At 55.0% G+C, this 23,499-nt stretch carries 16 protein-coding genes; 5 read left to right on the top strand and 11 right to left on the bottom strand.

The window, feature by feature from the left end:
- Positions 1-185: 185 nt before the first annotated feature.
- Positions 186-1,880, bottom strand: coding sequence for a nitrate/nitrite two-component system sensor histidine kinase NarQ (narQ, locus tag ACT9TW_RS22015; RefSeq protein ID WP_446493694.1), 1,695 nt, complete (start codon positions 1,878-1,880; stop codon positions 186-188).
- Positions 1,881-2,074: 194 nt separating this feature from the next.
- On the opposite strand from narQ, the gene aegA reads away from it, so the two are divergent.
- The 3 genes from aegA (at position 2,075) to ACT9TW_RS22000 (ending at position 5,862) form a co-directional block, all read left to right on the top strand.
- Positions 2,075-4,051: a formate-dependent uric acid utilization protein AegA gene (gene aegA / locus ACT9TW_RS22010; protein ID WP_446493693.1), complete on the top strand. Its 1,977-nt coding sequence runs from the start codon at positions 2,075-2,077 to the stop codon at positions 4,049-4,051.
- A 67-nt stretch (positions 4,052-4,118) separates the two neighbouring features.
- A complete protein-coding gene (nudK, locus tag ACT9TW_RS22005; RefSeq protein WP_182061969.1) occupies positions 4,119-4,709 on the top strand; it encodes a GDP-mannose pyrophosphatase NudK in 591 nt (196 codons plus the stop codon).
- 109 nt (positions 4,710-4,818) lie between these two features.
- Positions 4,819-5,862, top strand: a complete 1,044-nt coding sequence (locus tag ACT9TW_RS22000) for a DUF1176 domain-containing protein (protein ID WP_182061968.1) — start codon at positions 4,819-4,821, stop codon at positions 5,860-5,862.
- Here the strand turns inward: ACT9TW_RS22000 and ygjK are convergent.
- The 6 genes from ygjK to ebgR all read right to left on the bottom strand — a co-directional run bounded on the left by ygjK (position 5,859) and on the right by ebgR (position 15,487).
- Positions 5,859-8,210, bottom strand: a complete 2,352-nt coding sequence (gene ygjK / locus ACT9TW_RS21995) for an alpha-glucosidase (protein ID WP_446493692.1) — start codon at positions 8,208-8,210, stop codon at positions 5,859-5,861. The two genes, ACT9TW_RS22000 and ygjK, sit on opposite strands and share 4 nt — an antisense overlap.
- A 17-nt stretch (positions 8,211-8,227) precedes the next feature.
- Positions 8,228-9,286, bottom strand: coding sequence for a protein YgjJ (gene ygjJ, locus ACT9TW_RS21990; protein WP_446493691.1), 1,059 nt, complete (start codon positions 9,284-9,286; stop codon positions 8,228-8,230).
- Positions 9,287-9,324: 38 nt separating this feature from the next.
- The gene (locus ACT9TW_RS21985) at positions 9,325-10,761 is read right to left on the bottom strand and encodes an amino acid permease (protein ID WP_446493690.1); all 1,437 of its coding nucleotides are present in this window, start codon (positions 10,759-10,761) and stop codon (positions 9,325-9,327) included.
- A 57-nt stretch (positions 10,762-10,818) separates the two neighbouring features.
- Entirely contained in the window at positions 10,819-11,268 is a 450-nt protein-coding gene (locus tag ACT9TW_RS21980; RefSeq protein WP_315686393.1) for a beta-galactosidase subunit beta, read from the bottom strand.
- Positions 11,265-14,348 carry a beta-galactosidase subunit alpha gene (gene ebgA / locus ACT9TW_RS21975; protein ID WP_446493689.1) on the bottom strand — a complete coding sequence of 1,028 codons (3,084 nt, stop codon included), beginning with the start codon at positions 14,346-14,348 and terminating at the stop codon, positions 11,265-11,267. The genes ACT9TW_RS21980 and ebgA overlap by 4 nt, the downstream gene beginning before the upstream one ends.
- A gap of 155 nt (positions 14,349-14,503) precedes the next feature.
- Positions 14,504-15,487, bottom strand: a complete 984-nt coding sequence (gene ebgR, locus ACT9TW_RS21970) for a transcriptional regulator EbgR (protein ID WP_182061962.1) — start codon at positions 15,485-15,487, stop codon at positions 14,504-14,506.
- A 138-nt stretch (positions 15,488-15,625) separates the two neighbouring features.
- Here ebgR and ACT9TW_RS21965 point away from each other — a divergent pair, with 138 nt between their 5' ends.
- Positions 15,626-15,958 carry a tRNA-binding protein gene (locus ACT9TW_RS21965; RefSeq protein WP_446493688.1) on the top strand — a complete coding sequence of 111 codons (333 nt, stop codon included), beginning with the start codon at positions 15,626-15,628 and terminating at the stop codon, positions 15,956-15,958.
- A 49-nt stretch (positions 15,959-16,007) separates the two neighbouring features.
- On the opposite strand, the gene tkt is transcribed toward ACT9TW_RS21965, so the two are convergent.
- A complete protein-coding gene (gene tkt, locus ACT9TW_RS21960) occupies positions 16,008-17,996 on the bottom strand; it encodes a transketolase (RefSeq protein ID WP_446493687.1) in 1,989 nt (662 codons plus the stop codon).
- A 19-nt stretch (positions 17,997-18,015) separates the two neighbouring features.
- Positions 18,016-18,966, bottom strand: coding sequence for a transaldolase (gene tal / locus ACT9TW_RS21955; RefSeq protein ID WP_446493686.1), 951 nt, complete (start codon positions 18,964-18,966; stop codon positions 18,016-18,018).
- Between the two features lie 293 nt (positions 18,967-19,259).
- On the opposite strand from tal, the gene maeB reads away from it, so the two are divergent.
- Positions 19,260-21,539 (top strand): NADP-dependent oxaloacetate-decarboxylating malate dehydrogenase, encoded by a 2,280-nt coding sequence (maeB, locus tag ACT9TW_RS21950; protein ID WP_182061958.1) that lies wholly within the window; start codon positions 19,260-19,262, stop codon positions 21,537-21,539.
- A gap of 77 nt (positions 21,540-21,616) precedes the next feature.
- On the opposite strand, the gene hemF is transcribed toward maeB, so the two are convergent.
- Together hemF and amiA are read right to left on the bottom strand one after the other, a co-directional pair.
- Positions 21,617-22,516 carry an oxygen-dependent coproporphyrinogen oxidase gene (gene hemF / locus ACT9TW_RS21945; protein WP_436353672.1) on the bottom strand — a complete coding sequence of 300 codons (900 nt, stop codon included), beginning with the start codon at positions 22,514-22,516 and terminating at the stop codon, positions 21,617-21,619.
- Positions 22,516-23,391 carry an N-acetylmuramoyl-L-alanine amidase AmiA gene (gene amiA, locus ACT9TW_RS21940; RefSeq protein ID WP_446493685.1) on the bottom strand — a complete coding sequence of 292 codons (876 nt, stop codon included), beginning with the start codon at positions 23,389-23,391 and terminating at the stop codon, positions 22,516-22,518. Before amiA ends, hemF begins: the two co-directional genes overlap by 1 nt.
- Positions 23,392-23,499 lie beyond the last annotated feature (108 nt).

Here is a 23,499-nt window from a genome sequence, read left to right as displayed (position 1 = left end):
TTTGCAGCACGTCATTATTGTATATTGCCCGCATCACTCTAGCGGTAAGGCGAGGGCCAAACGTGGAGAAATAAAGGAGATATTGTAAATTATCATGCCCTTTTACAGCGTTCCTCCCCGCAGGCGTAACGGGAAGTATCACGCATGGCAGTGGCGTGAGGGTGACATTAGTCGTTAATTTACCGTTATTTACCCGCAAGGCTCATCGGCGTTCTGAATGTCACGCTGACCTGGGTTCCGCCATTCGGCGGCTGAGAAAAGTGCAGAGTGCCGCCCAGCCTGCCTGCGCGCTCGCGCATAATGTTCAGCCCGTAGTGTCCTGGCGGCTCGCTTGCCTCGCCAATACCAATCCCGTTATCGCGAATATTCACGCTGTGCGTCCCGTCAGTAGAGGTAATACAGCTGACGGTTATCTCACTCGCCTGGGCATGTTTAATGGCATTCAGTACCGCCTCACGGACTATCTGTAACAGGTGCACCTGCTTTTGCGCATCCAGCGCCAGCGAAGAAAGACGGCAGTCGAGGATCAGTCTGGCCTGCGTCTGGCTTTGTAAGCTATCCAGCGACTCCTGTAACGCCCCCGGCAGGTTGGCGTGGTTAAGCGTCAGACGGAAGGTGGTAAGCAGCTCGCGCAGCTGATGCCACGCATTGTTAAGCTCACGGGAAAAGTCAGAAATAATGGTTTGCGCCGCAGCGTTCTCTTCCGGCACGGCATGTTTGAGCAACGTCAGCTGGATACGTAAATACGAGAGCACCTGCGCCAGCGAATCGTGCAGCTCGCGAGCGATGGTGGCGCGCTCTTCCATTAACAGCAGTTGTTGATAATGTTTTTGTGCCTGGTTGAAGTAAAGCCCGCGCCCCAGCATCGTGGCCACGCTTTTCATTAGCGGAACCGGAACCGTCCCCGTTTCACTTTGCCAGCGCAGCTCGCCGTAAAGCGTGTCCTGCATCAGTACCGGCAGGTTTTGCATTTTTAGTACGTCCTGCTCACTGCCTTCGCAAAGCTGCCAGTCGTCGCTGGTGCGCAACTCCAGATAACTCATCTGCGTGTACTCATGCACAATCTGCAAAATATGGCGGAAGCAGTGGCTGTCTATCTGCCCGGTATTCAGCGCCTGCGAGCACTTGAATAACATTTCGAGCTGCTGGTGGGCTTCATTCAGATGTTGGGTTTTTTCCGCAACAGAGTGCTCAAGAGAACGATACAGCGAGTGCAGCTCTGCCGACATATGGTTGAACGCGCGGGATAATTGGCCCAGTTCATTAGGCAGGTGGGTATTTGGGACCGGGGTACTAAAATCGCCCTGTTCAATACGCTCACTTGCCTCAACCAGATGGTTCAGCGGTGCCACAACCTGACGGCGGATGCCCCGCAAGGTAATGAGGGCGAGCAGTAAAATACCCAGCCCACCGGCGAGCGAAATCAGGATAACCAACTGGATCTTGTGTTCCGTATAGTGCTGAAGCGCCAGCACAAAGGCGTCGATACGGCCGACAAAGTCCTGAATATGTGTCTGATACCAGGCGATGTCCCCTTTTGCTATCTGCCTGTCCATCTCTTGCCAGGCAAGGTGTAGCTGTTGGTAGCGCTGTTTAACGTTGTCCGGTACATACCAACGGTCAAGCTTTTGCAGCGCGGGTGCGCTCAGGGTTTGCTGCCAGGTCTGGCGGTGTTTTTGCAGCTCCGGGCTTGCCCGCTGCATCTCGTAGCCCAGGCGATAGCTCTGCATTCGCAGGGAGCCTGCAATGTTAATGGCCTCAGCGTCACGCTGGCTGCTGGCGAGCGTCAGCAGCGCGATAGCGCTGGTGAAAACGGACAACAACACTATCGAAAAAAAAGCCCGAGCCAGGCTTCTGGAAACAGGTCGTTTAACGGTCACAAAACAGCTTCCTGAAAATAAAGGTAATCAGATGAAACGCAATTTCATCCCGAATGAAATAAATTGATCTGCCACAGGTTCACTGTAAATAGTTTGGCTTCCTGGGCATTTGAACATTGCCTGATAACACCGCACTCGGTAAATACAATATTCATATAAAGAATAAGGTTATTGAAGCCAAAACAGGTGTAGTTATGAATCGTTTTATTATGGCCAACAGCCAGCAATGTATCGGATGTCGTGCTTGCGAAGTCGCCTGTGTCATGGCGCACAACGACGAGCAACATGTCCTGAGCGAGCGCCATTTTCATCCCCGCATTACGGTACTCCGGTCGGGTGCCAGAAAAAGCCCCGTCACCTGCCATCATTGTGAGAATGCGCCTTGTGCGCAGAGCTGCCCTAACGGCGCTATCAGCAAAAACCATGACAGCGTACAGGTGAATCAACAAAAATGCATTGGTTGCAAAGCCTGCGTGGTGGCCTGCCCGTTTGGCACGATGGAAATCATCGTTACGCCACTGAACAACGGTAGCGTGAAGGCCACGGCCCACAAGTGCGATCTCTGTGTGCAGCGCCCGCAAGGCCCGGCCTGCATCGAAAACTGCCCGGCGGAAGTCCTGACGCTCGCCACGCCCGGGGTGTTGGATAACCTGGCAAAATCACGCCGCCAGCGCACCGCAAGGCTTGAAGCGCAGCCCTGGCATAGCGAGGCGGCACCGCGCCAAACGCCACCAACAAAATTGCAGCAGATGCAGGCGCTGGTACCCCGCGGTGAGCCGGACAAGCTTAGCCCTGAAGCCCGCGCCTGCCATTTTAACGAGATCTACCTGCCATTCCGGGCAGAGCAGGCGCATCGCGAGGCATCACGCTGCCTGAAATGCGGCGAACACAGCATCTGCGAATGGACATGCCCGCTGCATAACCACATCCCTCAGTGGATTGAGCGCGTGAAAGAGGGGGACATCGCCGGTGCGGTGGCGCTCTCTCATCAGACCAACTGTTTACCTGAAATTACCGGTCGCGTTTGCCCGCAGGACCGATTATGTGAGGGTGCCTGCACGGTGCGGGATGAATCTGGTGCAGTGACGATTGGCAATATCGAACGCTATATTTCCGATCAGGCGCTGGCCATGGGCTGGACACCAGATATGACTGGGGTCGTCCCGGTAGATAAACGCATCGCCATTATTGGCGCAGGCCCGGCCGGGCTTGCCTGTGCAGACGTGCTGGTGCGCCACGGGGTGAACGTCACCGTGTATGACCGACACCCGGAAATTGGCGGGCTGCTAACCTTTGGTATCCCGGCCTTCAAGCTGGACAAATCACTGCTGGCACGCCGCCGGGAGATATTTACCGCCATGGGGATCCACTTCGAGCTGAACTGCGAGGTGGGCAAAGACGTGTCGATGTCTCAGTTGCTGACTGACTACGATGCCCTGTTTATCGGCGTGGGCACCTATCGTTCGATGAAAGCGGGTATTCCTCATGAGGATGCACCTGGTGTGTACGATGCCCTGCCGTTTTTAGTGGCCAACACGCGTCAGGTGATGGGGCTTGAGCCGACAACCGCCGAGCCATACATCAACACGCAGGGGCTGAACGTGGTGGTGCTTGGCGGGGGCGATACGGCGATGGACTGCGTGCGTACTGCATTACGTCATGGTGCGGCGAAAGTGACCTGCGCCTACCGCCGTGATGAGGCCAATATGCCTGGCTCGAAAAAAGAGGTGAAAAATGCGAAGGAAGAGGGCGCCGGGTTTGAATTTAACGTGCAGCCGGTTGAGCTGACGCTGGCGAAAAACGGACAGGTGAACGGGATCAGAATGCTGCGCACTGAACTGGGCGAGCCTGACGCTCAGGGGCGGCGTCGGCCAGTTGCGGTTGCGGGCAGTGAGTTCGTGATGCCTGCGGATGCGGTCATCATGGCGTTTGGGTTTAACCCGCACGCGATGCCGTGGTTGCAGGCCCACGGCGTCAACACCGACGACTGGGGGCGCATTGTGGCTTCTGTTGACAGTCCTTATCGCTACCAGACAACCAACCCGCAAATTTTCGCCGGTGGCGATGCGGTGCGCGGTGCGGATTTGGTGGTCACTGCGATGGCGGAAGGGCGTCATGCGGCGCAAGGGATGATGGACTGGCTTGGGGTTCGCGCACCCAAAACGCACTAAATCAGGCGGGCGACAAAGCGGGTTTCGCGGCGTAGTATAAGTGCATTCATTGCGCCGTGGAGCCCGTATGACCCTGAAAATAGACGTTATCAAAGACAAAATTCTTTCTGAAAATTACTTTGTCCTGCGTAACATTACTTATGATTTAACACGTAAAAACGGTGAGGTGATCCGTCACAAGCGTGAGGTCTACGATCGCGGTAACGGTGCGACCATCCTGCTGTATAACCGTGAAAAACAGAGCGTGGTGTTAATTCGCCAGTTCCGGGTTGCGACATGGGTAAACGGCAATCCGGACGGACGACTCATCGAAACCTGTGCGGGTCTGCTTGATGACGACGAGCCAGAAGTCTGTATCCGCAAAGAAGCCATCGAAGAGACGGGCTTTGAAGTGGGCAAGGTGAAAAAAGTCTTTGAGTTATTTATGTCGCCAGGCGGCGTAACGGAATTAGTGCACTTCTTTATTGCGGAATACAGCGATGCGCAGCGCACTCACCGGGGCGGCGGCGTGGATGACGAAGATATTGAAGTGCTGGAAATCCCTTTTTCTCAGGCATTAGCAATGCTGCGTTCAGGGGAGATCAAGGACGGTAAAGCGGTGATCTTATTGCAGTATTTGCAAACAACCGGGTTAATGAACGGTTCTTTCGAACGGTAGTCTGATGACTTTCGGATAAATCTATCCGATAAATCCGATTGAGCCCGCCTGGTTGTAACACGAAGATACTGCCCAGATTTACGTTTTTGTTTCCGGGATTGTGCCATCCATGCGCTATTGCGTTTTTATTCTCTCGTTATGTTGCGTGCTACGTGCGCCTCTGGTGTGGGCTGCGCCTGCACAGCAGTCTTTCTCTGACTGGCAGGTAACCTGTAACAACCAAAACTTTTGCGTTGCACGCAATACCGGTGAACATCATGGGCTGGTGATGACGCTCAGCCGCAGTGCCGGTGCGAAAACAGACGCCACGCTGCGTATCGACCTGGGAGGGCTTGATTCCCCGTCGGTTAAAGAGCCTGATATCGCGCCGCGCCTTCTGCTGGATAACGCCCCGTTAAAGCTGGATCCACTGCACTGGCAGGTCACTGCGTGGCATTTAATGACGGATGACGCCACGACTATTACCGCCTTTTTGAAAAGCATTCAGGAAGGCAAAGCGCTTACCCTGAAAGGGGGAAGACAGATTATCTCCCTGGACGGGCTGAAGGCCGCTTTGCTGTTTATTGATGCCCAGCAAAAGCGCGTGGGCAGCGAAACCGCGTGGATTAAAAAAGGCGGCGAGCCGCCGTTAAGCGTGCCGCCTGCACCTGCCCTGAAAGAGGTGGCGGTCGTGAACCCCACGCCGACGCCGCTTTCCCATGATGAACTCAACGATCTGCTGGATTACGGCAGCTGGCGGATGAACAATAGCCAGTGCTCTCTTGATCCTAATCGCCGGGAAGTGCGGGTAACGGCATTAACCGACGACAAGGCGCTGTTGATGATCAGCTGTGAAGCTGGAGCCTACAACACCGTCGACCTGGCATGGCTGGTGTCACGTAAAAAGCCCTTTGCCGCCAGAAGCGTCAGGCTGCGACTGCCGTTTACGCCATCGAGCGACAGCAGTGAAATGGAGCTGATGAATGCCAGCTTTGATGAGAAAACCCGGGAGCTGAGCACGCTGTCGTTAGGGCGGGGGATTGCGGATTGCGGCATTCAGACCCGCTGGCGTTTTGACGGCCAGCATTTTCGCCTGGTGCGGTATGCAGAAGAGCCAAGCTGCGATAACTGGCATGGGCCAGATGCCTGGCCCACGCTGTGGATCACGCGTTAATCTTTACGGAAAAAGTCGTTATACAGCATGTACAGATGCGCCGCGCTCCACGAGAAGTTAGGTGCGCCTTGCTGTGCCCCTGTCAGTGGATTGTAGTTTTCCTGAATCGGGCCGTCTGACGTGAGCCCTTTCGCATGAGTAAAGAACGCCTGCGCCAGATGCTGCGCCTGCTGGCGATAACCGTAGCGCTCCATCCCTTTTAAACCAAACCAGAACTGATCTACCCAGACGCGACCACGCCAGTAAATATCCGGGCCGAACGCCGGGTTTGTCAGCGCGGCAGTCCCGAGCGGCACGTAAGTGTTGAACTCCTTTTCATCCAGCATCACTTTCACCACGGCATCAGCATGTTGCTGCGTTGCCGCGCCGTTAAACAGCGGTGACCAGCCTTCCGGCCCTTTACCACGCTCGACGATAGGTTTCCCCGCGCAGCCGTTTGCCAGCGGTTTGTCTTCGATACGAATGTCATAGTAAAAGCCGCTGGCGGCGTCGAACATGCAGGTATTGATATAGTTCGCGAGCTTATCTGCCAGCTGGCGATAGTGAGTTGCGTCCTGGGTTTTGCCAAGCACGGTCGCCATTTGCGCCAGATAGTGATTGTCGCTGTACATATAGCTCGCTTGATCGACCGACTCCTGCAACAGGGAATAGCCCAGCAGTGTCCCTTCTTTACTGCGGTTCTCTGCGAATTTCACCGTCCAGTCGCTGCGCTTCCCGCCGTTTTTCACGTATGCATCCAGCTGTTCTTTATCAATAAAGCCGAATACGGCGGCGTCATCGCGCCCGGATTCCCAGGACGCGGCCACCTGTGCCGGAATTTCAAGGCTGTCGTAATGGCCGCTGCTGACCACACTTTCGTACTTATCCAGTCCTGAAAGCGACGCTTCTTTTTGGCCTTTTTTGACCATAAACAGCATCTCACCGCCCGGCGTGTTATGGGCTTTGTCCCTGGTTGCGCCATATTCCGGCACACCGTTGCCGTTATGATCACGGTTACGCAGCCACCAGTCATGATACGCCGTCAGTTTTGGGTACATCTCGGCAAGCCAGGTTTTGTCGTGAGTGACGTTGTAAACCTCCATCACTGACCATGCCGCCAGGCTCGGTTTGGTGTTGCGTTCGTTCCAGTTACCGCCATCGCCGCCGCGTTCCGGGCTCAGGTTCCAGGCAATAAGGTCGGGCACAAAACCGGCGTCCTGCGGGCGTACCGGATCGTCGGGTTTGATTTGCCAGGAGAAGACCGCACGGATGTTCTCTTTAGCAATGTCTGGGTTGAAGTGCGACATGGCAAAGGCCTGTTTCCAGGTATCCCACGGCCAGGTCTGGTTGCCAGAGAACCAGCGCCCGGTGACGGACGGCGTAACCGTGTTGTAGCGCACTGCACCGCCCGGTGAGCGCCAGTTGCCGTTGAGGGTTTCAATAGCTTTTACCGCCACGCGAGTCTGCTCCTGCGTGGCGTTCGGATTGCTTAATCCTTTGCGCAGATACTCTTCCCAGCGCGTTTTTGAGGCGCTCATAAAGACGGCGGGGCGCGCCAGAATATCGCGGATTTGCGGCTGTTCGCGTTTCACTTCATCGGCATTCAGCAGATGGGAATAGGTGGTGTAGAGTGTGGTGCTGCCGGAAATGTGTGCCTTGCTGATAAAGCGGTGGCCATTCACGGTGGTCTGTGTGGCTATCGATTTATGGACCTGATATTCCGAACTGCCGGAGGTCAGCAGATCCCAGGTTGAACGCACTTTGCCGAAGGTGACTTTCAGCCCATCGCGGGTCGGGACAATCTGGCGCTGATAATCCGGGAACGCGCCGTCGATGGTTTTATCTGAGAGCGGCTTGCCACTTTTGGCTTCCAGTTTTTCCAGCAGTTCGCCGTCCCACACCAGGTCGAGTGGGGTGCTGCTGGTGATTCGGGTTTCCAGCACCGAGGTACGCGAAGAGGCGAAGCGCAGCGTCATCTCAATCTGCACGTCTTTGGCTGTGAGCTTTTGCACCAGCGCGCCGGGGAGACTGTAAGCCTCAAGCGTAAAGTCCACTTTCTTGCCGTTTTGCCAGACGGTCAGGCGGTCAAAATTGGTCGCCATAAAATTGATGTACTCTTCGGTGAGCAGCGCGACGCCGGGAAATCCCCCCTGGGTCTGCGGCCCGTCCGGCAACAGATGACCATGCCAGGCACCCAAATCGAAAAAGGGGTTAAAACGCTGGTGGTCATCATCATCGAAATCGTGCATGTATGCCGGCGCGCCGGTACGGTTTATGACATTTTTAAACGCGTCAGCCGTGGCGGCGTGTGCGGAGAGACTCAACGCGAGCACGCAGGCCAGCGGGGTCAGACAGGTCGATATTTTCATTGGCGGTGGTTCTCTTTTTACCAGTAGAAATATTGCATCAGGAAGACCCGGTCACTCGGATCGCCTGAGGCATTTTTCATATAGAAGCGGCTATCGGCAGCGGTGGCGAAGCGCCCGCCGCCGTATTCGTACCAGATACCAAACTGCATAAACGACGTAGTTTCGTCGGCCGCGTTGTCCGGGCGATGCCGGGCGTAGCTGTAGGCAGTGGAGAGATAGACACCCTTAAGCGCCTCTACCATGGCGCTGACCATGTACCCCGATTCCGTACCGGAGGTGTCCTTGCCGCTGGCGCGCCCGGTATGGTGCCAGGCGCGAGCGGCCAGGTTCGGGGACAAAATGCCGGTCAGAAAGAGCTGGCCGGTGCCATCGGTAAGTTCCAGTCCATTCATCCAGGTGACGTCTTTAACGATGTCATACTGGATATAGCCGTTCGCCATTGCCGGGTAGGTGTACTTATCGTCATAGCGATCGTATTTGCCAAAATGCAGCCAGGCCTTGCTTTCGTCATGGTGCCCCGCAGGCGTGGCGGTCACGCTGTAGCGCAGGTTACCCGAACGATTCTGCACCTTGAGGGCGTACATGATGTCGCGCGTATTGGGGATCACATACCCCATGTCCGGCGTGAAGTCGCCCCACCATTGCAGGTCATCAAGCGAGGAGTCCTGCCGCACGCTGAGCATGATTTCGGTGTCGTTATCGGTTTTATAACCGCCGTATAAACGGTTAAGCCCGCCTTCAAAACCGCCCCAGCTGTGATCGGGGACCCAGGCATTGCCCTGGCTGTCGGCCTGCACCGTCCAGCCTTCGCCGTAAATCAGCCCAAACCAATTGCCCTGTTTTATTTCCAGACCGCCCTCAATATAGGTCCCGTCGCTGTATTTGTGTTTTTCCTTGCCTTCCAGGTCCATATATCCGCCGATACCCAGCTCGCCATAAAAGCGGTATGACGGAGAACTTATCTGCGGTGTTTTCGTGTCATCGTGCTCTGCCGGCCGCGCGTCCTCTGCGGCAAATGACGGGCAGCAGAAAGAGAGGGCAGCGAGTGCCCCAGCATAATTTGCTTTAATTTTCATAAACTCATCCCAAAGAAATAAAATCCCTGCCTGCTGTATCAGGTAATATTTGAGGCGGGTGATGCTTCAACTTCTTGTTGTTCTTTTGATAATCCCTTTACGTATTTGCTGTATTTCCACCAGGCAAAGCCGAGGAATAAAACAATACCGCCGACGTTATAGAAAATAATGGTCAGTATATTGCCGCCGGTCGGGAAGGTTGAGGCAACAAAGCCGATGGCGAAAATAACAATCAGCATCGACACCACCACCATGCCCGTGGTACGTGACCCCATTTTGAAATCGCGCGGCAGATGATCGAGCTTACGCCGCAGGTTCAGGTACGCCAGCATGATGAACAGCGGTGGCAGCATAGAGGCTGCGGCGGTCATATTAATGACGGTGTTCATCAGATCCTGCGCGGTATTCGAGCCCATAGTCGGGATAATCATCAGCGGGATGACAATCAGAAATTGTATCCAGGCCGCGCGAGCCGGTACGCCGTTCTGGTTCAGGGCCACGGTTTTCGGGCCAAAAATCCCGGTTGGAATTTCAGAGAAGAAGATTTTTACCGGCGTGGCAGTCCACATCAGCAGCGAGCCAAACATCGCAGTAAAGGAGACCAGGCCCACAAAACGGTTCATCAGCACTTCAGGCAGACCAAACCAGACCGCCAGGCCGTGAAACACCTGCACTGAACCACCGGTAAATTTCAGCTCTTTGCTGCTGATAAAGACGTTAATCAGCACAGAAGTGATGGAGTACAGTACGCCGATAAAGATCCCCGCCAGGATGATGACCTTAACGAAAGATTTTGAGCCGCCCTTCACGTCGTTAACGTATACCGCAACGGACTCAGCGCCCCCGGCGGCCATAAAGATCCAGGTGGTAATGCCGAGGAATGCCCAGTTGAAATGGGGAATCATCGCATCGACGGTAATCGGATCGGCAGGCTGCACGCCGCCCATCAGCGCCGCACCGGCCAGCAGGATATAGGAGAGCGTCAGCAACAACATCAGCGTGGAGGTCACAGAGGTAATAGGCCCCAGCATTTTCGCCCCGTTAGTGGACACCCAGGTTGAGAAGGCGAAGAGCACCATGCTCAGTACCGTGGTGGCAAACGGCGTAAGAATGTACTCATAGCCCAGAAAGGCGTAAGAGGCGTAAGCGATAACGCGCGGTAATAATGAGGTGAAAAAGAACAGGTTAACAAACCAGTAGGTGTAGGCGGTGATAAATGCCCAGCGTCCGCCAAGCGAACTTTTCACCCAGGCATACACCCCGGCTTCGGAGTTTTTATTCAGCGACACAAACTCCGCGATGATTAAACAAAACGGAATGAAGTAGAACAGCGTGGCTAAAAAGAACATCGGGGCCGAGGCGAGCCCCAGTTCGATATTATTGTTGATAACGTTGTTAAAACTAAAAACGGCGGCAAACGTCAGCGACAGCAGGCCGAATTTGCCGATGGTATTGCGCTTGGTTGTTTCAGACATAACGTTTCTCCGGGTACGAGGAGGATAGCGGTGCTGCATTGGCACCGCTCGTGTTTTTTATTTGTTATGGAAGTAACCGTCTTCAATGGTCACATTGAGGACGACTTTTTTAACTGGCTCTTCACTGATGAAGCGGTAGGCTTCATGGTTTTCACAGATAACGAGTTGTCCCTCGTGCACCTGTTGGGTCTTGCCGACACCTTTCAGATACTCGCGGTCAGTGTCGTCGCGATAGCATTCAACGGGCTGGAGTTCCTGCCGGGGGGCATACTCAATCTTTTGTCTACCTTGCAGGTAGTAATGCACCTCGAAATAGCGGCGATGCCTTACGAATAATGCGTCCGTGGTGGTATCGCGGGTCACACGGTAGGCCAGCGAATCCCCAATCGAGTGGGCAACGCCTGCCGGGATGTTGTCGATGTTATTAATGGCTTCCACGCAGCGTTGCCATTTGCGGCCTGCGCGATAAAGCTGCTTAAACTGTTCCAGGCTATCGAGAACGATCATTGGTCTGCCTCGTTGTGCGAATTCGTCGAAACGAAACCTGCGCCAAACTGATGCTGCGCCAGGACGCGTGATGCGGTTTGCCCGCCCTCTAGCGGCAGCAGGGTAAATCCGTAGCTAAACGGCCTGAACCAGACGCGCCAGGAGTCCAGCACTTCACTGCCCCAGGAGTTTGAGCTTAACCCCAACAGCTGGTGGTCAAGATTCAGAGTGATGTCTTCGCTACGTTGCAGTTCATTGCAGTGCTGTGCCGCGTGAATGTTCTCCGGGGTGTAGTGCCACGCGCTAAAGTGAATAGGCTGCTCGGGAACCACCAGCACTCCGCTGCCCTGACGGTTCGCCAGGGATGTCCAGCGCACCTGCTGTCGGTTGCCGTTGTTCTGCGGGAAGGGATAATTTTCAAACATCTCATCCACCGTGGCGTGCCACAGATCGATGGTGCTGGCCTGCTGGCTGTCCGGGTAGTTTTCGCCCGGCCCGCGGCCATACCAGGTTACCTGGTCGAATTCCCCGTTGATGCCGAGGGTGACGCCGATGCACGGAATAATGTGCGGGTAGTCACCGTAGCGCTCCCCGCTCAGCTCGACGTTAATCTGCCCGTCAGCCGCAACCCGCCAGCGGTAGGTGCAGCGCATCCCAAAATCGAACACCGGTGGCGCAATCAACGTGCGGGTAGTTATCACCACCTCGCTGTCGCAGGTGTCTACCTCAAAGCCGCGAAGATGCTCCTGTAAGATGTGCAGATGATTGGGCTGCCACAGTCCTTCGTACTCTTGTTTGTGGTTATCAATCATCGGCTTGAAGAAATTAATCTTCGGTTCGCGGGTCAGTTTTTCTTCCCCGTTCACCTGCCAGGCGCTGAGCTTTCCGGTCAGTTTTGAGAAACTCACGCGGAAGTTGTGGCCGGTAACCGTGCAGCTCAGACGATCCTCTTTAAACGTCAGCGGGGTGGCGTTGCGATCGATAAATGGCGTTGCGCTGGCGGTACGCGCTTTTAGCGGGAACTGGTAGAGCGCGATTTCATGCCCGGCCTCGCTGTAAAGCGTGCGGCTGTTCTTGCGAACGTGAACGGTGAGAAAAGCTTCCCGTTCATCCAGCGCCGGCAAGGTGACCGCCAGGGTGTGCGTGCTGTTCGGGGCAATCCCGGCCAGGCTCAGCTGCTGGCTGTGCAGCGTTTCTCCCTCTGCGCGCACCTCGAGATGCAGGCTGTAGTCATCCAGGGTGGTGAACCACAGTCTGTTTTCAACCCGTAGCGCGCCGTTGTGCCATGCCAGTTTCACCGGTGCGATAACCTGTTTGTACTCGCGAAGGCCCGGCCCCGGGGTTTGATCTGAATAGATAAGCCCATCGAGGCAGAAATTGTAGTTGTTCGGGTAATCGCCGAAGTCGCCACCGTAGGCGTAGAACGTCCTGCCATTGGCATCGGTTGCCTGAATACCGTGGTCGCACCACTCCCAGACATAGTGCCCCTGAATACAATCGTGGCGATCGAACACGTTCTGGTATTCGGTCAACCCGCCAGGACCGTTCCCCATCGCATGTGCGTATTCGCAGATGATGCGGGGTTTCGGGTGCGGGAATTCGCCAAACAGATTCATCAGCGGCACGCGGGTATACATGGTGGAAATAATATCCACCACTTCGGCATCGCGATCTTCTTCGTAGTGAAGCAGGCGGGTATCGTCCAGTGCTTTCGCCGCACGCGCCATCGCGCGGATATTACAGCCGTAGCCGGATTCGTTGCCGAGTGACCAGATGATGACGGACGGATGGTTTTTCTGGGCGTGGATGTGGCGTACGATGCGCTCGACGTAAACATGCTCCCACACCGGATCGTCGGTGATGCGGCTCAAATCGCCTACGTTGGCAAAGCCGTGGGATTCAACATCCGTTTCTGCCATTACAAACAGGCCATAGATATCGCACAGCTCGTAGAAGCGCGGATCGTTCGGGTAGTGGGCAGTTCGCACCGAGTTGATGTTGTGTTGCTTCATCAGGACGATATCGCGCTCGACGCGATCCATCCCCACGGCACGGCCTTTGAGGTGATCGTTGTCATGGCGGTTGACGCCGTGCAGCTTCAGGTAATGGTTGTTGACGTAGAACAGGCCATTTCGCACGGTGATATCACGAAAACCAATGCGCTGAGGGATCACTTCCAGCGTCTGCCCCTGTTCATCTTTTAGCGTGATAACCAGGTGATACAGGTACGGTGATTCTGCTGACCACTGCTGCGGCTGCTTAACTGCGAAGCTTAACCCCGTTTCCGCTGTGCGGGTGAGCGTAAGGCTGCGGGTTGCGCCCTGGTGCAAGACCACGTCACTGTCATAGAGAGCATATTCCAGCGACACATTAACCGGCTGTGTGGCCAGGTTTTCCAGCACAAGCTGGCAGGCGAGGGTTGCATCCTGGTAGTTTTCATCAAACGTGGTTTTGACCGTGAAGTCCTGCACGTGGGCCTGATTTTTGCCGACCAGATAGACGTCGCGGAAAATACCCGCCGTCCACCACATATCTTGATCTTCAATGTAGGTTGAGTCTGCCCACTGCATGACGCGCACGCACAGCAGGTTTTGCCCGGTCACCACCGCATCGCTGATATCGAACTCGGCGGTTAGCCGGCTGCCTTTGCTAAAGCCGATATAACGGCCATTAACGTAAACCTCGAAATAGGTTTCTACGCCGTCGAACTTAATCAGGGTCTGTTTGTTCTGCCAGCCATCAGACAGGGTGAAAAAGCGCTGATAGGCTCCGGTGGGGTTATCGCTGGGCACCCAGGGCACATCAACCGGGAAGGGGAATCCTTCATCGGTATATTGCAGGTGGCCGTGACCTTCCATCTGCCACATGGCTGGCACGGCGATAGCGCCCCAGTCGGCCATATATTCAGAAGTGAAGTTTTCAGGTACCAGCAGCGGGTTGGTGAAAAAGCGAAAATTCCACTGGCCGCTTAATGACAAAAAGTGGCTACTGGCTTCGCGGGCAAAGGTTCGCGCCTGCGCAACATCGTCATACGAAAAGAAGTACGCACGCGGCGCAAGCCGGTTCTCATGCGTGATTTGAATATTTTCCCAGCGATTCATGTTATCTCCCTGTGGGGTAAAACATCATTGCTGAGTATTTTAGTAAAAGTTTTACTAAATAAAATCAGTAAAACCTATTTGCTTTAACTCGATCACGAAATAAATCTCTGCCGGGCGAACCCGGCAGTGTGTGGGGCAGGACGAAAAGTGGGGAGTTAGCGCGTGGTGCCGCGCAGTTTGAGCACGCTGGGAACAAAGACCTGAAGCGGCAGTGCACGGCCATCGCGGGATTTTTCCAGCAGCAGGTTTACGCCCTGGCTGCCCATCATTTCGGAATGAATGCGCACGGTGGAAAGAGGTGGGAAGGTAAAGCGGGCGGTCGGGATATCGTTCACGCTAATGAGCGAAATATCCTGCGGGATAGCCAGCCCTTTCTCATGGATGGCCCGCAAAACCCCAATGGCAATAGAGTCTGACGCTACAAACAGCGCAGAAGGCCAGCTTGCCTGTGAGAGCATTTTTTTCGCCAGCTCGTAGCCAGAGGAACTGGAAAATCCGCCGCGCCAGATATCGTCTTCAGACACTACGTTCTTGAGACGCCCGTATTCAACGAATGCAGCTTCACGAATATCCGCTTTACCGGGCTCATCTTCGCCGCCAATAAACCCAATACGCTCAACGCCTTGCTGGATAAAAAAATCGACAATTTGCTTGCTGATACGCGAAAGATCGATATCAACCGCATCGTACTCGCTACCCGGCTCGTGAAAATCAATAAAGCAGACGTTGTCGCTCAGCGCGGTGGCGGCGCGGCGTACGGCGGGGGAGGGTTTACCGACAATCAGCACGCCGGTGAGTTTTTTCGTCTCTGGTAGCGTGGCATTGGCGTAGCAATTAGAGAGCTCAACGCCGAGCTTTTCACACTGAGTTTCGATGCCGTGGCGAATAGCAAGGTAGTAAGGATCGTTGATTTCCAGCTCTTGCTGATAGCTGTAAAGCGCCAGAATATGCTGCTGTCCCACTGCCCCCGACTGCATCTTGCGGGAGGTGCTGCTTTTGTATTCCAGCTTTTCGGCAATCTCCAGAATACGGTGTTTAGTCTCTTCTTTTACATTAAGCGTTGGGTCGTCGTTTAATACCCGGGATACCGTCGCCAGCGAGACACCCGCTTCTGTTGCAATATCTTTGAGCGTTGCCATGTTTGTCCTTTTTCCCCACGTGATGTGCCCATTGTAAAGGATGCGTTCGCACATGCATCCGTTTTTAGTAAATATCCAACCTGTTGTTGATCGTAAATACCGTGCTAATATTTAGTAAAACTTTACCCGGGAGGAAATATGGAAACGGTAGCATACGATGATTTTGCAAAGCTTGAGATCCGCGTAGGGACCATAATCGACGTTAAACGCCATGCCAATGCCGATAAACTCTACATCGCGCAGATAGAGGTGGGCGGTAAAACGCTGCAAACTGTCACCAGCCTGGTGCCGTATTACCGGGAAGAAGAGCTGATGGGGAAAACGGTCGTGGTGTTGTGCAACCTGGCGAAAGCCAAAATGCGCGGTGAAACGTCCGAATGCATGTTGCTGTGCGCGGAAACCGATGACGCCAGCGAGAGCGTGTTACTGACGCCGGAGCGGGTGCTGCCGGCAGGGGTTAGAGTGGTTTGAAAAAAGCCGGGTGGCGGCTACGCCTTACCCGGCCTGCATGGTTTGTGCGTTAAATAATGCTCAACGCTTTCTCCACCACGTTCTCAACGGTAAAGCCGAAATACGGGAACAGTTTGTCGGCCGGGGCCGATTCGCCATAGCCGTACATCCCGACAATCGCGCCTTTCAGCCCGACATATTTGTACCAGTAGTCGGCGATCCCGGCCTCGACGGCCACGCGGGCGGCCACATTCGATGGCAGAACCGATTCGCGGTATGCCTCATCCTGGGCATCAAAAATATCCGTGGAGGGCAGGGAAACCACGCGCACCGCATGACCTTCGGCGGTCAGTTTCTCTGCGGCTTTAACCGTGATTTCAATTTCTGAGCCGGTCGCAATCAGAATAACATCAGGCTTGCCGCCGCTGTCTTTCAGGATGTACCCGCCGCGCGCGATGTTTTTCACCTGCTCTGGCGTACGCTCAATTTGCGCCAGATTCTGCCGTGACAAAATCAGCGCGGTTGGTCCGTTGTGGCGCTCCACAGCCAGCTTCCAGCCCACCGCCGCTTCAACCTGATCGCACGGACGCCAGGTACTGAAGTTTGGCGTCAGGCGCAGGCTTGCCAGTTGCTCGACCGCCTGGTGCGTTGGCCCGTCTTCGCCAAGCCCGATGGAATCATGGGTGTAGACCATGATCTGACGCGCCTTCATCAGCGCCGCCATACGCGCCGCGTTGCGGGCATACTCCACAAACATCAGGAAGGTGGCGGTGTAGGGCACAAATCCGCCGTGATGTGCGATGCCGTTGGCAATTGCGGTCATCCCGAACTCACGTACGCCGTAGTGAATGTAATTTCCGGAGATGTCTTCTTTCAGCGATTTAGAGCCCGACCAGATAGTCAGGTTACTGGGTGCCAGATCCGCAGAGCCGCCAAGCAGTTCCGGCAGAATGGGGCCAATAGCGTTGAGGGTGTTTTGCGATGCTTTACGGGTGGCAATTTTAGCCGGGTTAGATTGCAGATTTTCAATTAATGCCTGGGTTTTTGCTTCCCAGTCGTCCGGTAATCCACCACTCATGCGGCGGGAAAACTCGCGGGCCAGGTCCGGGTGTGCCTGCTTATAGGCGGCAAATTTGTCGTTCCAGGCGTGTTGCTCTTTTTCACCTGCTTCACGGGCATCCCAGGCCTTGTAGATTTCTTTTGGAATGTCGAATGCCGGGTATTTCCAGCCCAGTTTTTGCCGGGTAAGGGCCACTTCCTCTTCGCCCAGCGCCGCGCCGTGCGCTTCTTCTTTCCCGGCTTTATTCGGGGAGCCGAAACCAATAATCGTGCGGCAGATAATCAGCGACGGTTTATCCTTCACGCTCTGGGCTTCGAGGATCGCTTTTTTCAACGCCTCAGGATCGTGGCCGTCAATTTCATGCACCACATGCCAGTGGTATGCCTCGAAGCGTTTTGCCGTGTCGTCGGTAAACCAGCCTTCGGTTTCGCCGTCGATAGAAATGCCGTTGTGATCGTAAAAGCCGATCAGCTTGCCAAGACCCAACGTGCCCGCCAGCGAACAGGCTTCATGCGAGATGCCCTCCATCAGACAACCGTCGCCCATAAACACCCAGGTGTAGTGATCGACAATATCATGCCCTGGCTGATTGAACTGCGCGCCCAGCGTGCGTTCCGCGATGGCCATTCCCACGGCATTCGCCAACCCCTGCCCGAGTGGGCCGGTGGTGGTTTCCACGCCTGGCGTATAACCAATTTCCGGATGTCCTGGCGTTTTCGAGTGCAGCTGGCGGAAGTTTTTCAACTCTTCGAGCGGCAGGTTGTAGCCGGACAAATGCAGCAGGCTGTAGAGCAGCATAGACGCATGGCCGTTGGAGAGAATAAAGCGGTCTCTGTCGGCCCAGGTGGGGTCATTGGGGTTGTGTTTGAGAAAGTCATTCCACAACACTTCGGCAATATCTGCCATGCCCATGGGGGCGCCAGGGTGGCCGGAATTGGCTTTTTGCACGGCATCCATGCTGAGGGCGCGAATGGCATTGGCGAGCTCTTTACGGGACATAATTCACTCCATGGCAAGGTTAAAGTTTGGCGGCGAGCAGATCTTCAAGTTTGCGCTGGTCAACGGCGAAAAGACGGATGCCTTCCGCCAGCTTGTCGACGGCCATTGCGTCCTGATTGTGCTCCCAGCGGAACTCCGCTTCCGTCATTGCTTTTGGTTTCGGTAACAGGGTTGATGTCGGTATCAGCTTACGGACGACGGGTTCTTCTTTTTCCTGAAGCTCTTTCAGCAGAGCCGGAGAAATGGTCAGGCGGTCGCAGCCTGCCAGCGCGAGGATCTGCTCGGTGCGGCGGAAACTGGCGCCCATAACAATGGTTTCGTAGCGGTGTTGTTTGAAGTAGTCGTAGATATTACGCACGGACTTCACGCCGGGATCTTCATCAACGATGTACGGATCCATGGGCTGTCTGGACTGATACCAGTCGTAGATGCGCCCGACAAACGGCGAGACCAGAAATACACCGGCCTCAGCGCAGGCACGCGCCTGAGCAAAGGAAAAGAGCAGCGTCAGGTTGCAGTTGATCCCCTCTTTTTCCAGCACTTCCGCCGCACGAATGCCTTCCCAGGTTGAGGCCAGCTTAATCAGGATGCGGGATTTATCGATGCCTTGCTCCTGATACAGCTCAACCAGCCTGCGGGCTTTGGCGATGCTTTTTTGCTGGTCAAAAGAGAGGCGCGCGTCCACCTCGGTTGAAACCCGGCCCGGGACGCTTTTCAGGATCTCCACACCGAAATTGACCGCCAGCTTGTCGCTGGCTTCGGCAACTTGCTGTTCCTGGGTTTTACCGCGCTGCTTGCCGTAGGCGATGGCGTCATCGATCAGGTGGCTGTAATGCGCAAGCCCGGCTGCTTTTAGCAGCAGTGAAGGGTTGGTGGTCGCATCTTCAGGCTGATAATGGCGAATAGATTCAATATCACCACTGTCGGCGACGACGGTGGTGAATTGTTTGATGCCGTCTAATTGGTTCATTGAAAATTACTCCTTTGGAATAAAAGAGTTAGATGAGTGCGTTAGTTCACACTTCTGCGAAATACGAGAGGTACTTAACAAAAAAGCATAGCAGACGAGGGAGGCATTGCTTTCTGCGACGGGTAACATGGTCGTTATAAATTGATAACAATTTTTGCTTTCTGATGGCGAGAGTTTGGCAGCCTTCAAAGTTTGTCGCGCCTGCATTGGCGATACTAGCCGGCATTCCTGGGTGAGCATCAGGAGAGTTATTACGCCACCCTTTATGAACGATACGTGAAAGGAACGATAAGATGGACGATCAGTTAAAACAGAGTGCCCTCGATTTTCATGAGTTTCCTGTTCCGGGCAAAATCCAGGTTTCCCCTACCAAACCGCTGGCGACCCAGCGCGATCTGGCGCTGGCTTATTCGCCAGGCGTTGCCGCGCCATGCCTTGAAATCGAAAAAGATCCGCTGGCGGCCTACAAATACACTGCGCGCGGTAACCTGGTTGCCGTAATCTCTAACGGCACGGCGGTGCTGGGCTTAGGTAACATCGGCGCGCTGGCCGGTAAGCCGGTCATGGAAGGTAAAGGGGTGCTGTTCAAGAAATTCGCCGGTATCGACGTGTTCGATATCGAAGTCGATGAGCTCGATCCCGATAAATTTATCAACGTGGTGGCGGCACTTGAGCCAACGTTTGGCGGTATCAATCTGGAAGACATCAAAGCGCCGGAATGTTTCTACATTGAGCAGAAACTGCGTGAACGTATGAACATTCCTGTTTTCCACGATGACCAGCACGGTACGGCGATTATCAGCACCGCGGCCATTCTGAACGGCCTGCGGGTGGTAGAAAAAAATCTTTCTGACGTGCGCATGGTGGTGTCCGGTGCGGGTGCTGCAGCCATTGCCTGTATGAACCTGCTGGTGGCGCTGGGGATGCAGAAGCACAATATTGTGGTCTGTGACTCTAAAGGCGTTATCTACAAAAACCGTGAACCAAACATGGTAGAAACCAAAGCGGCCTACGCGGTGGAAGACGATGGTAAACGCACCCTGGACGATGTGATCGACGGTGCGGATATCTTCCTTGGCTGTTCTGGCCCGAAAGTGCTGACCCAGGAGATGGTGCAGAAGATGGCGCGCGCGCCAATGATCCTGGCCCTGGCTAACCCTGAACCGGAAATTCTGCCGCCGCTGGCGAAAGCGGTGCGTGAAGATGCCATTATCTGTACCGGGCGCTCTGACTACCCGAACCAGGTGAACAACGTGCTGTGTTTCCCGTTCATCTTCCGTGGAGCGCTGGATGTGGGCGCAACGGCGATTAACGAAGAGATGAAACTGGCGGCCGTTCGCGCGATTGCCGAGCTGGCTCACGCTGAGCAGAGCGAAGTGGTGGCTTCCGCTTATGGCGACCAGGATCTGAGCTTCGGCCCGGATTACATCATTCCAAAACCGTTCGACCCGCGCCTGATTGTTAAAATCGCTCCTGCCGTGGCGAAAGCGGCGATGGATTCCGGTGTGGCAACGCGTCCGATTAAGGATTTCGATGCTTACGTCGATAAGCTCACTGAGTTTGTCTACAAAACCAACCTGTTCATGAAACCTATCTTCTCTCAGGCACGTGCGGATGCGAAACGCGTGGTGCTGGCTGAAGGGGAAGAGGCGCGCGTGCTGCACGCCACGCAGGAGCTGATCTCACTGGGGCTGGCGAAGCCAATCCTGATTGGTCGCCCTAGCGTTATCGAAATGCGTATTCAGAAACTGGGCCTGCAAATCAAGCCAGGTGTGGATTTTGAAATCGTAAACAACGAATCCGATCCGCGCTTTAAAGAGTACTGGAACGAGTACTACGCCATCATGAAGCGCCGCGGCATCACCCAGGAGCAGGCGCAGCGGGCGGTTATCAGCAATACGACGGTGATCGGGGCTATCATGGTGCATCGCGGTGAGGCCGACGCGCTTATCTGCGGCACGATCGGTGATTACCACGAGCATTTCAGCGTCGTGCAGGAGATCTTCGGTTATCGCGAAGGGGTACACACCGCCGGGGCGATGAACGCACTGCTGCTGCCAAGCGGTAACACCTTTATTGCTGATACCTACGTCAATGACGATCCAACCCCGGAACAGCTGGCGGAGATCACCGTGATGGCGGCTGAAACCGTACGCCGCTTCGGCATTGAGCCAAAAGTGGCGCTGCTGTCGCACTCCAACTTTGGTTCATCTAAATCCCCGGCGGCCTGCAAAATGCGCCAGACACTGGAGCTGGTGCGCGAGCGCGCGCCGGAGCTGATGATTGATGGTGAGATGCATGGCGATGCAGCGCTGGTGGAGAGTATTCGTAACGAGCGGATGCCGGACAGCCCGCTGAAAGGCTCGGCAAACGTGCTGATTATGCCAAACGTGGAAGCGGCGCGAATCAGCTACAACCTGCTGCGCGTGTCCAGCTCTGAAGGGGTGACCGTGGGACCGGTACTGATGGGCGTGGCGAAACCGGTGCATGTGTTGACACCGATTGCGTCCGTGCGTCGTATTGTGAACATGGTGGCGCTGGCGGTGGTTGAGGCGCAGACACAGCCTCTGTAATTGTGGTGTGTCGGGTGGCGAGTTCGCTTACCCGACCTACAAAGCTTGCAGGCCGGATGAACTTAGCGCCATCCGGCTTACACCCAGTCCCGAACCTGAATAAACTCACGCAAGGCGGCCTCCGGGCTGCCTTCTTTTGGCTCAAAGCTGTACTCCCAGCGCACCAGCGGCGGCATCGACATTAAAATCGACTCCGTGCGTCCGCCCGTTTGCAGGCCAAACAGCGTACCGCGATCCCACACCAGGTTGAATTCCACATAGCGCCCGCGGCGATAGAGCTGGAACTCGCGTTCGCGCACGCCGTAGTCGGTGTTTTTGCGGCGTTCGACAATCGGCAGATAGGCATCGGTATAACCCTGGCCGACAGCCTGCATAAAGCGGAATGCGGTGTCAAAATCAGGCGTGTTCAGATCGTCAAAGAACAACCCGCCAATGCCGCGCTGCTCGTCGCGATGCTTGATGTAGAAGTAGTCATCGCACCACTTTTTGTATTTCGGGTAAACGTCTTCACCAAACGGCAGGCACAGGTCGCGTGCGGTGGTATGCCAGTGCACAGCATCCTCTTCAAAACCGTAGAATGGCGTTAAGTCAAAACCGCCGCCAAACCACCACACCGGGTCGGCACCGGGTTTTTCGGCGATGAAAAAGCGCACGTTAGCGTGGCTGGTCGGGACAAAGGGGTTAAGCGGATGCACTACCAGAGAAACGCCCATCGCTTCAAAGCTGCGGCCTGCCAGTTCAGGACGATGCGCCGTGGCGGAAGCGGGCATAGCATCTCCGTGAACGTGAGAAAAATTGACGCCCGCCTGTTCAAAGATACTGCCGTTACGCAGCACGCGGCTGCGCCCGCCGCCACCGGCTTCTCGCTGCCAGTTATCTTCCTGGAATTCAGCGCCGTCAACGGCAGCCAGTTTCTGGCAAATCTCATCCTGCAAGTGCAGCAGAAATTCTTTTACCCGCTCAGCATTGGGTTTCATTAACGTTTCCTGGAGTGCGCTTTCTGGTTATCGAACCAGTTGAAATAACTGATGATCCCGGAGGCGATCGCGTTGGCGATTTTCTGGCGAAACGCCGTGGTGCCAAGCAGACGCTCTTCGTCCGGGTTAGTAATAAAAGATGTCTCGACCAGCACCGACGGAATTGACGGCGATTTCAGCACCACAAACGCGGCTTGTTCCGTGCCACTGCTGTGCAGACGGTGGACGGGCTTAATCTTTTTCAGAATATGCGACCCGAGCGTCAGGCTGTTTTTAATGGTGTCGGTCTGGACTAAATCGAACAGCACCTGTTGCAGTAGGTGGTCTTTGTCAGTGGCTTTTTTCCCGGCGACTTCATCCGCGCGGTTTTCGCGGTCTGAGAGGTATTTCGCCATGGCGCTACTGGCCCCACGGTTAGAGAGCGCAAACACCGACGCCCCGGCCGCAGAGGGATTAGTAAAACCGTCAGCGTGAATCGACATAAACAGATCTGCGCCGTGCTGATGGGCAATCTCTACGCGATCGTAGAGCGGGATAAAGGTGTCACCAGAGCGCGTCAGACGGGCGTCAATGCCGTTGCTGCGTAAAATTGCGCGTACATTTTTTGCAATCGCCAGTACGACATGTTTTTCTTTAGAGCCATTTTTACCGATGGCGCCGGTATCAATACCACCGTGGCCCGGGTCGAGCATGACAATGCGTTTCCCGCCCGCTTTTTTAGCTTTTGGCTTACTGTGTCCGTTACTGGTTTTCAGCGCGGTCTCTTCTTTTGCCTGCGCCTGTGAAGCGATGCCCGTTAACGTTAAGGCCGCCAGCCCCGCTTTGAGAACCTGACGACGCGATGTGAGTGTTTTTAATGGTTTGAATGTGCTCATGCGGCCTGAATTGTAAAAAATTGGGGTCCTGGTGTTATATCGTATCGCGTTTCACGTTACGACAGTCCTTGTTGAGAATTGTTTTACTTTTCATTTCAATACGTGACA

The sequence above is a fragment of the Enterobacter sp. C4G1 genome (assembly GCF_052886895.1).
This window is presented reverse-complemented; position numbering and strand designations above follow the sequence as displayed.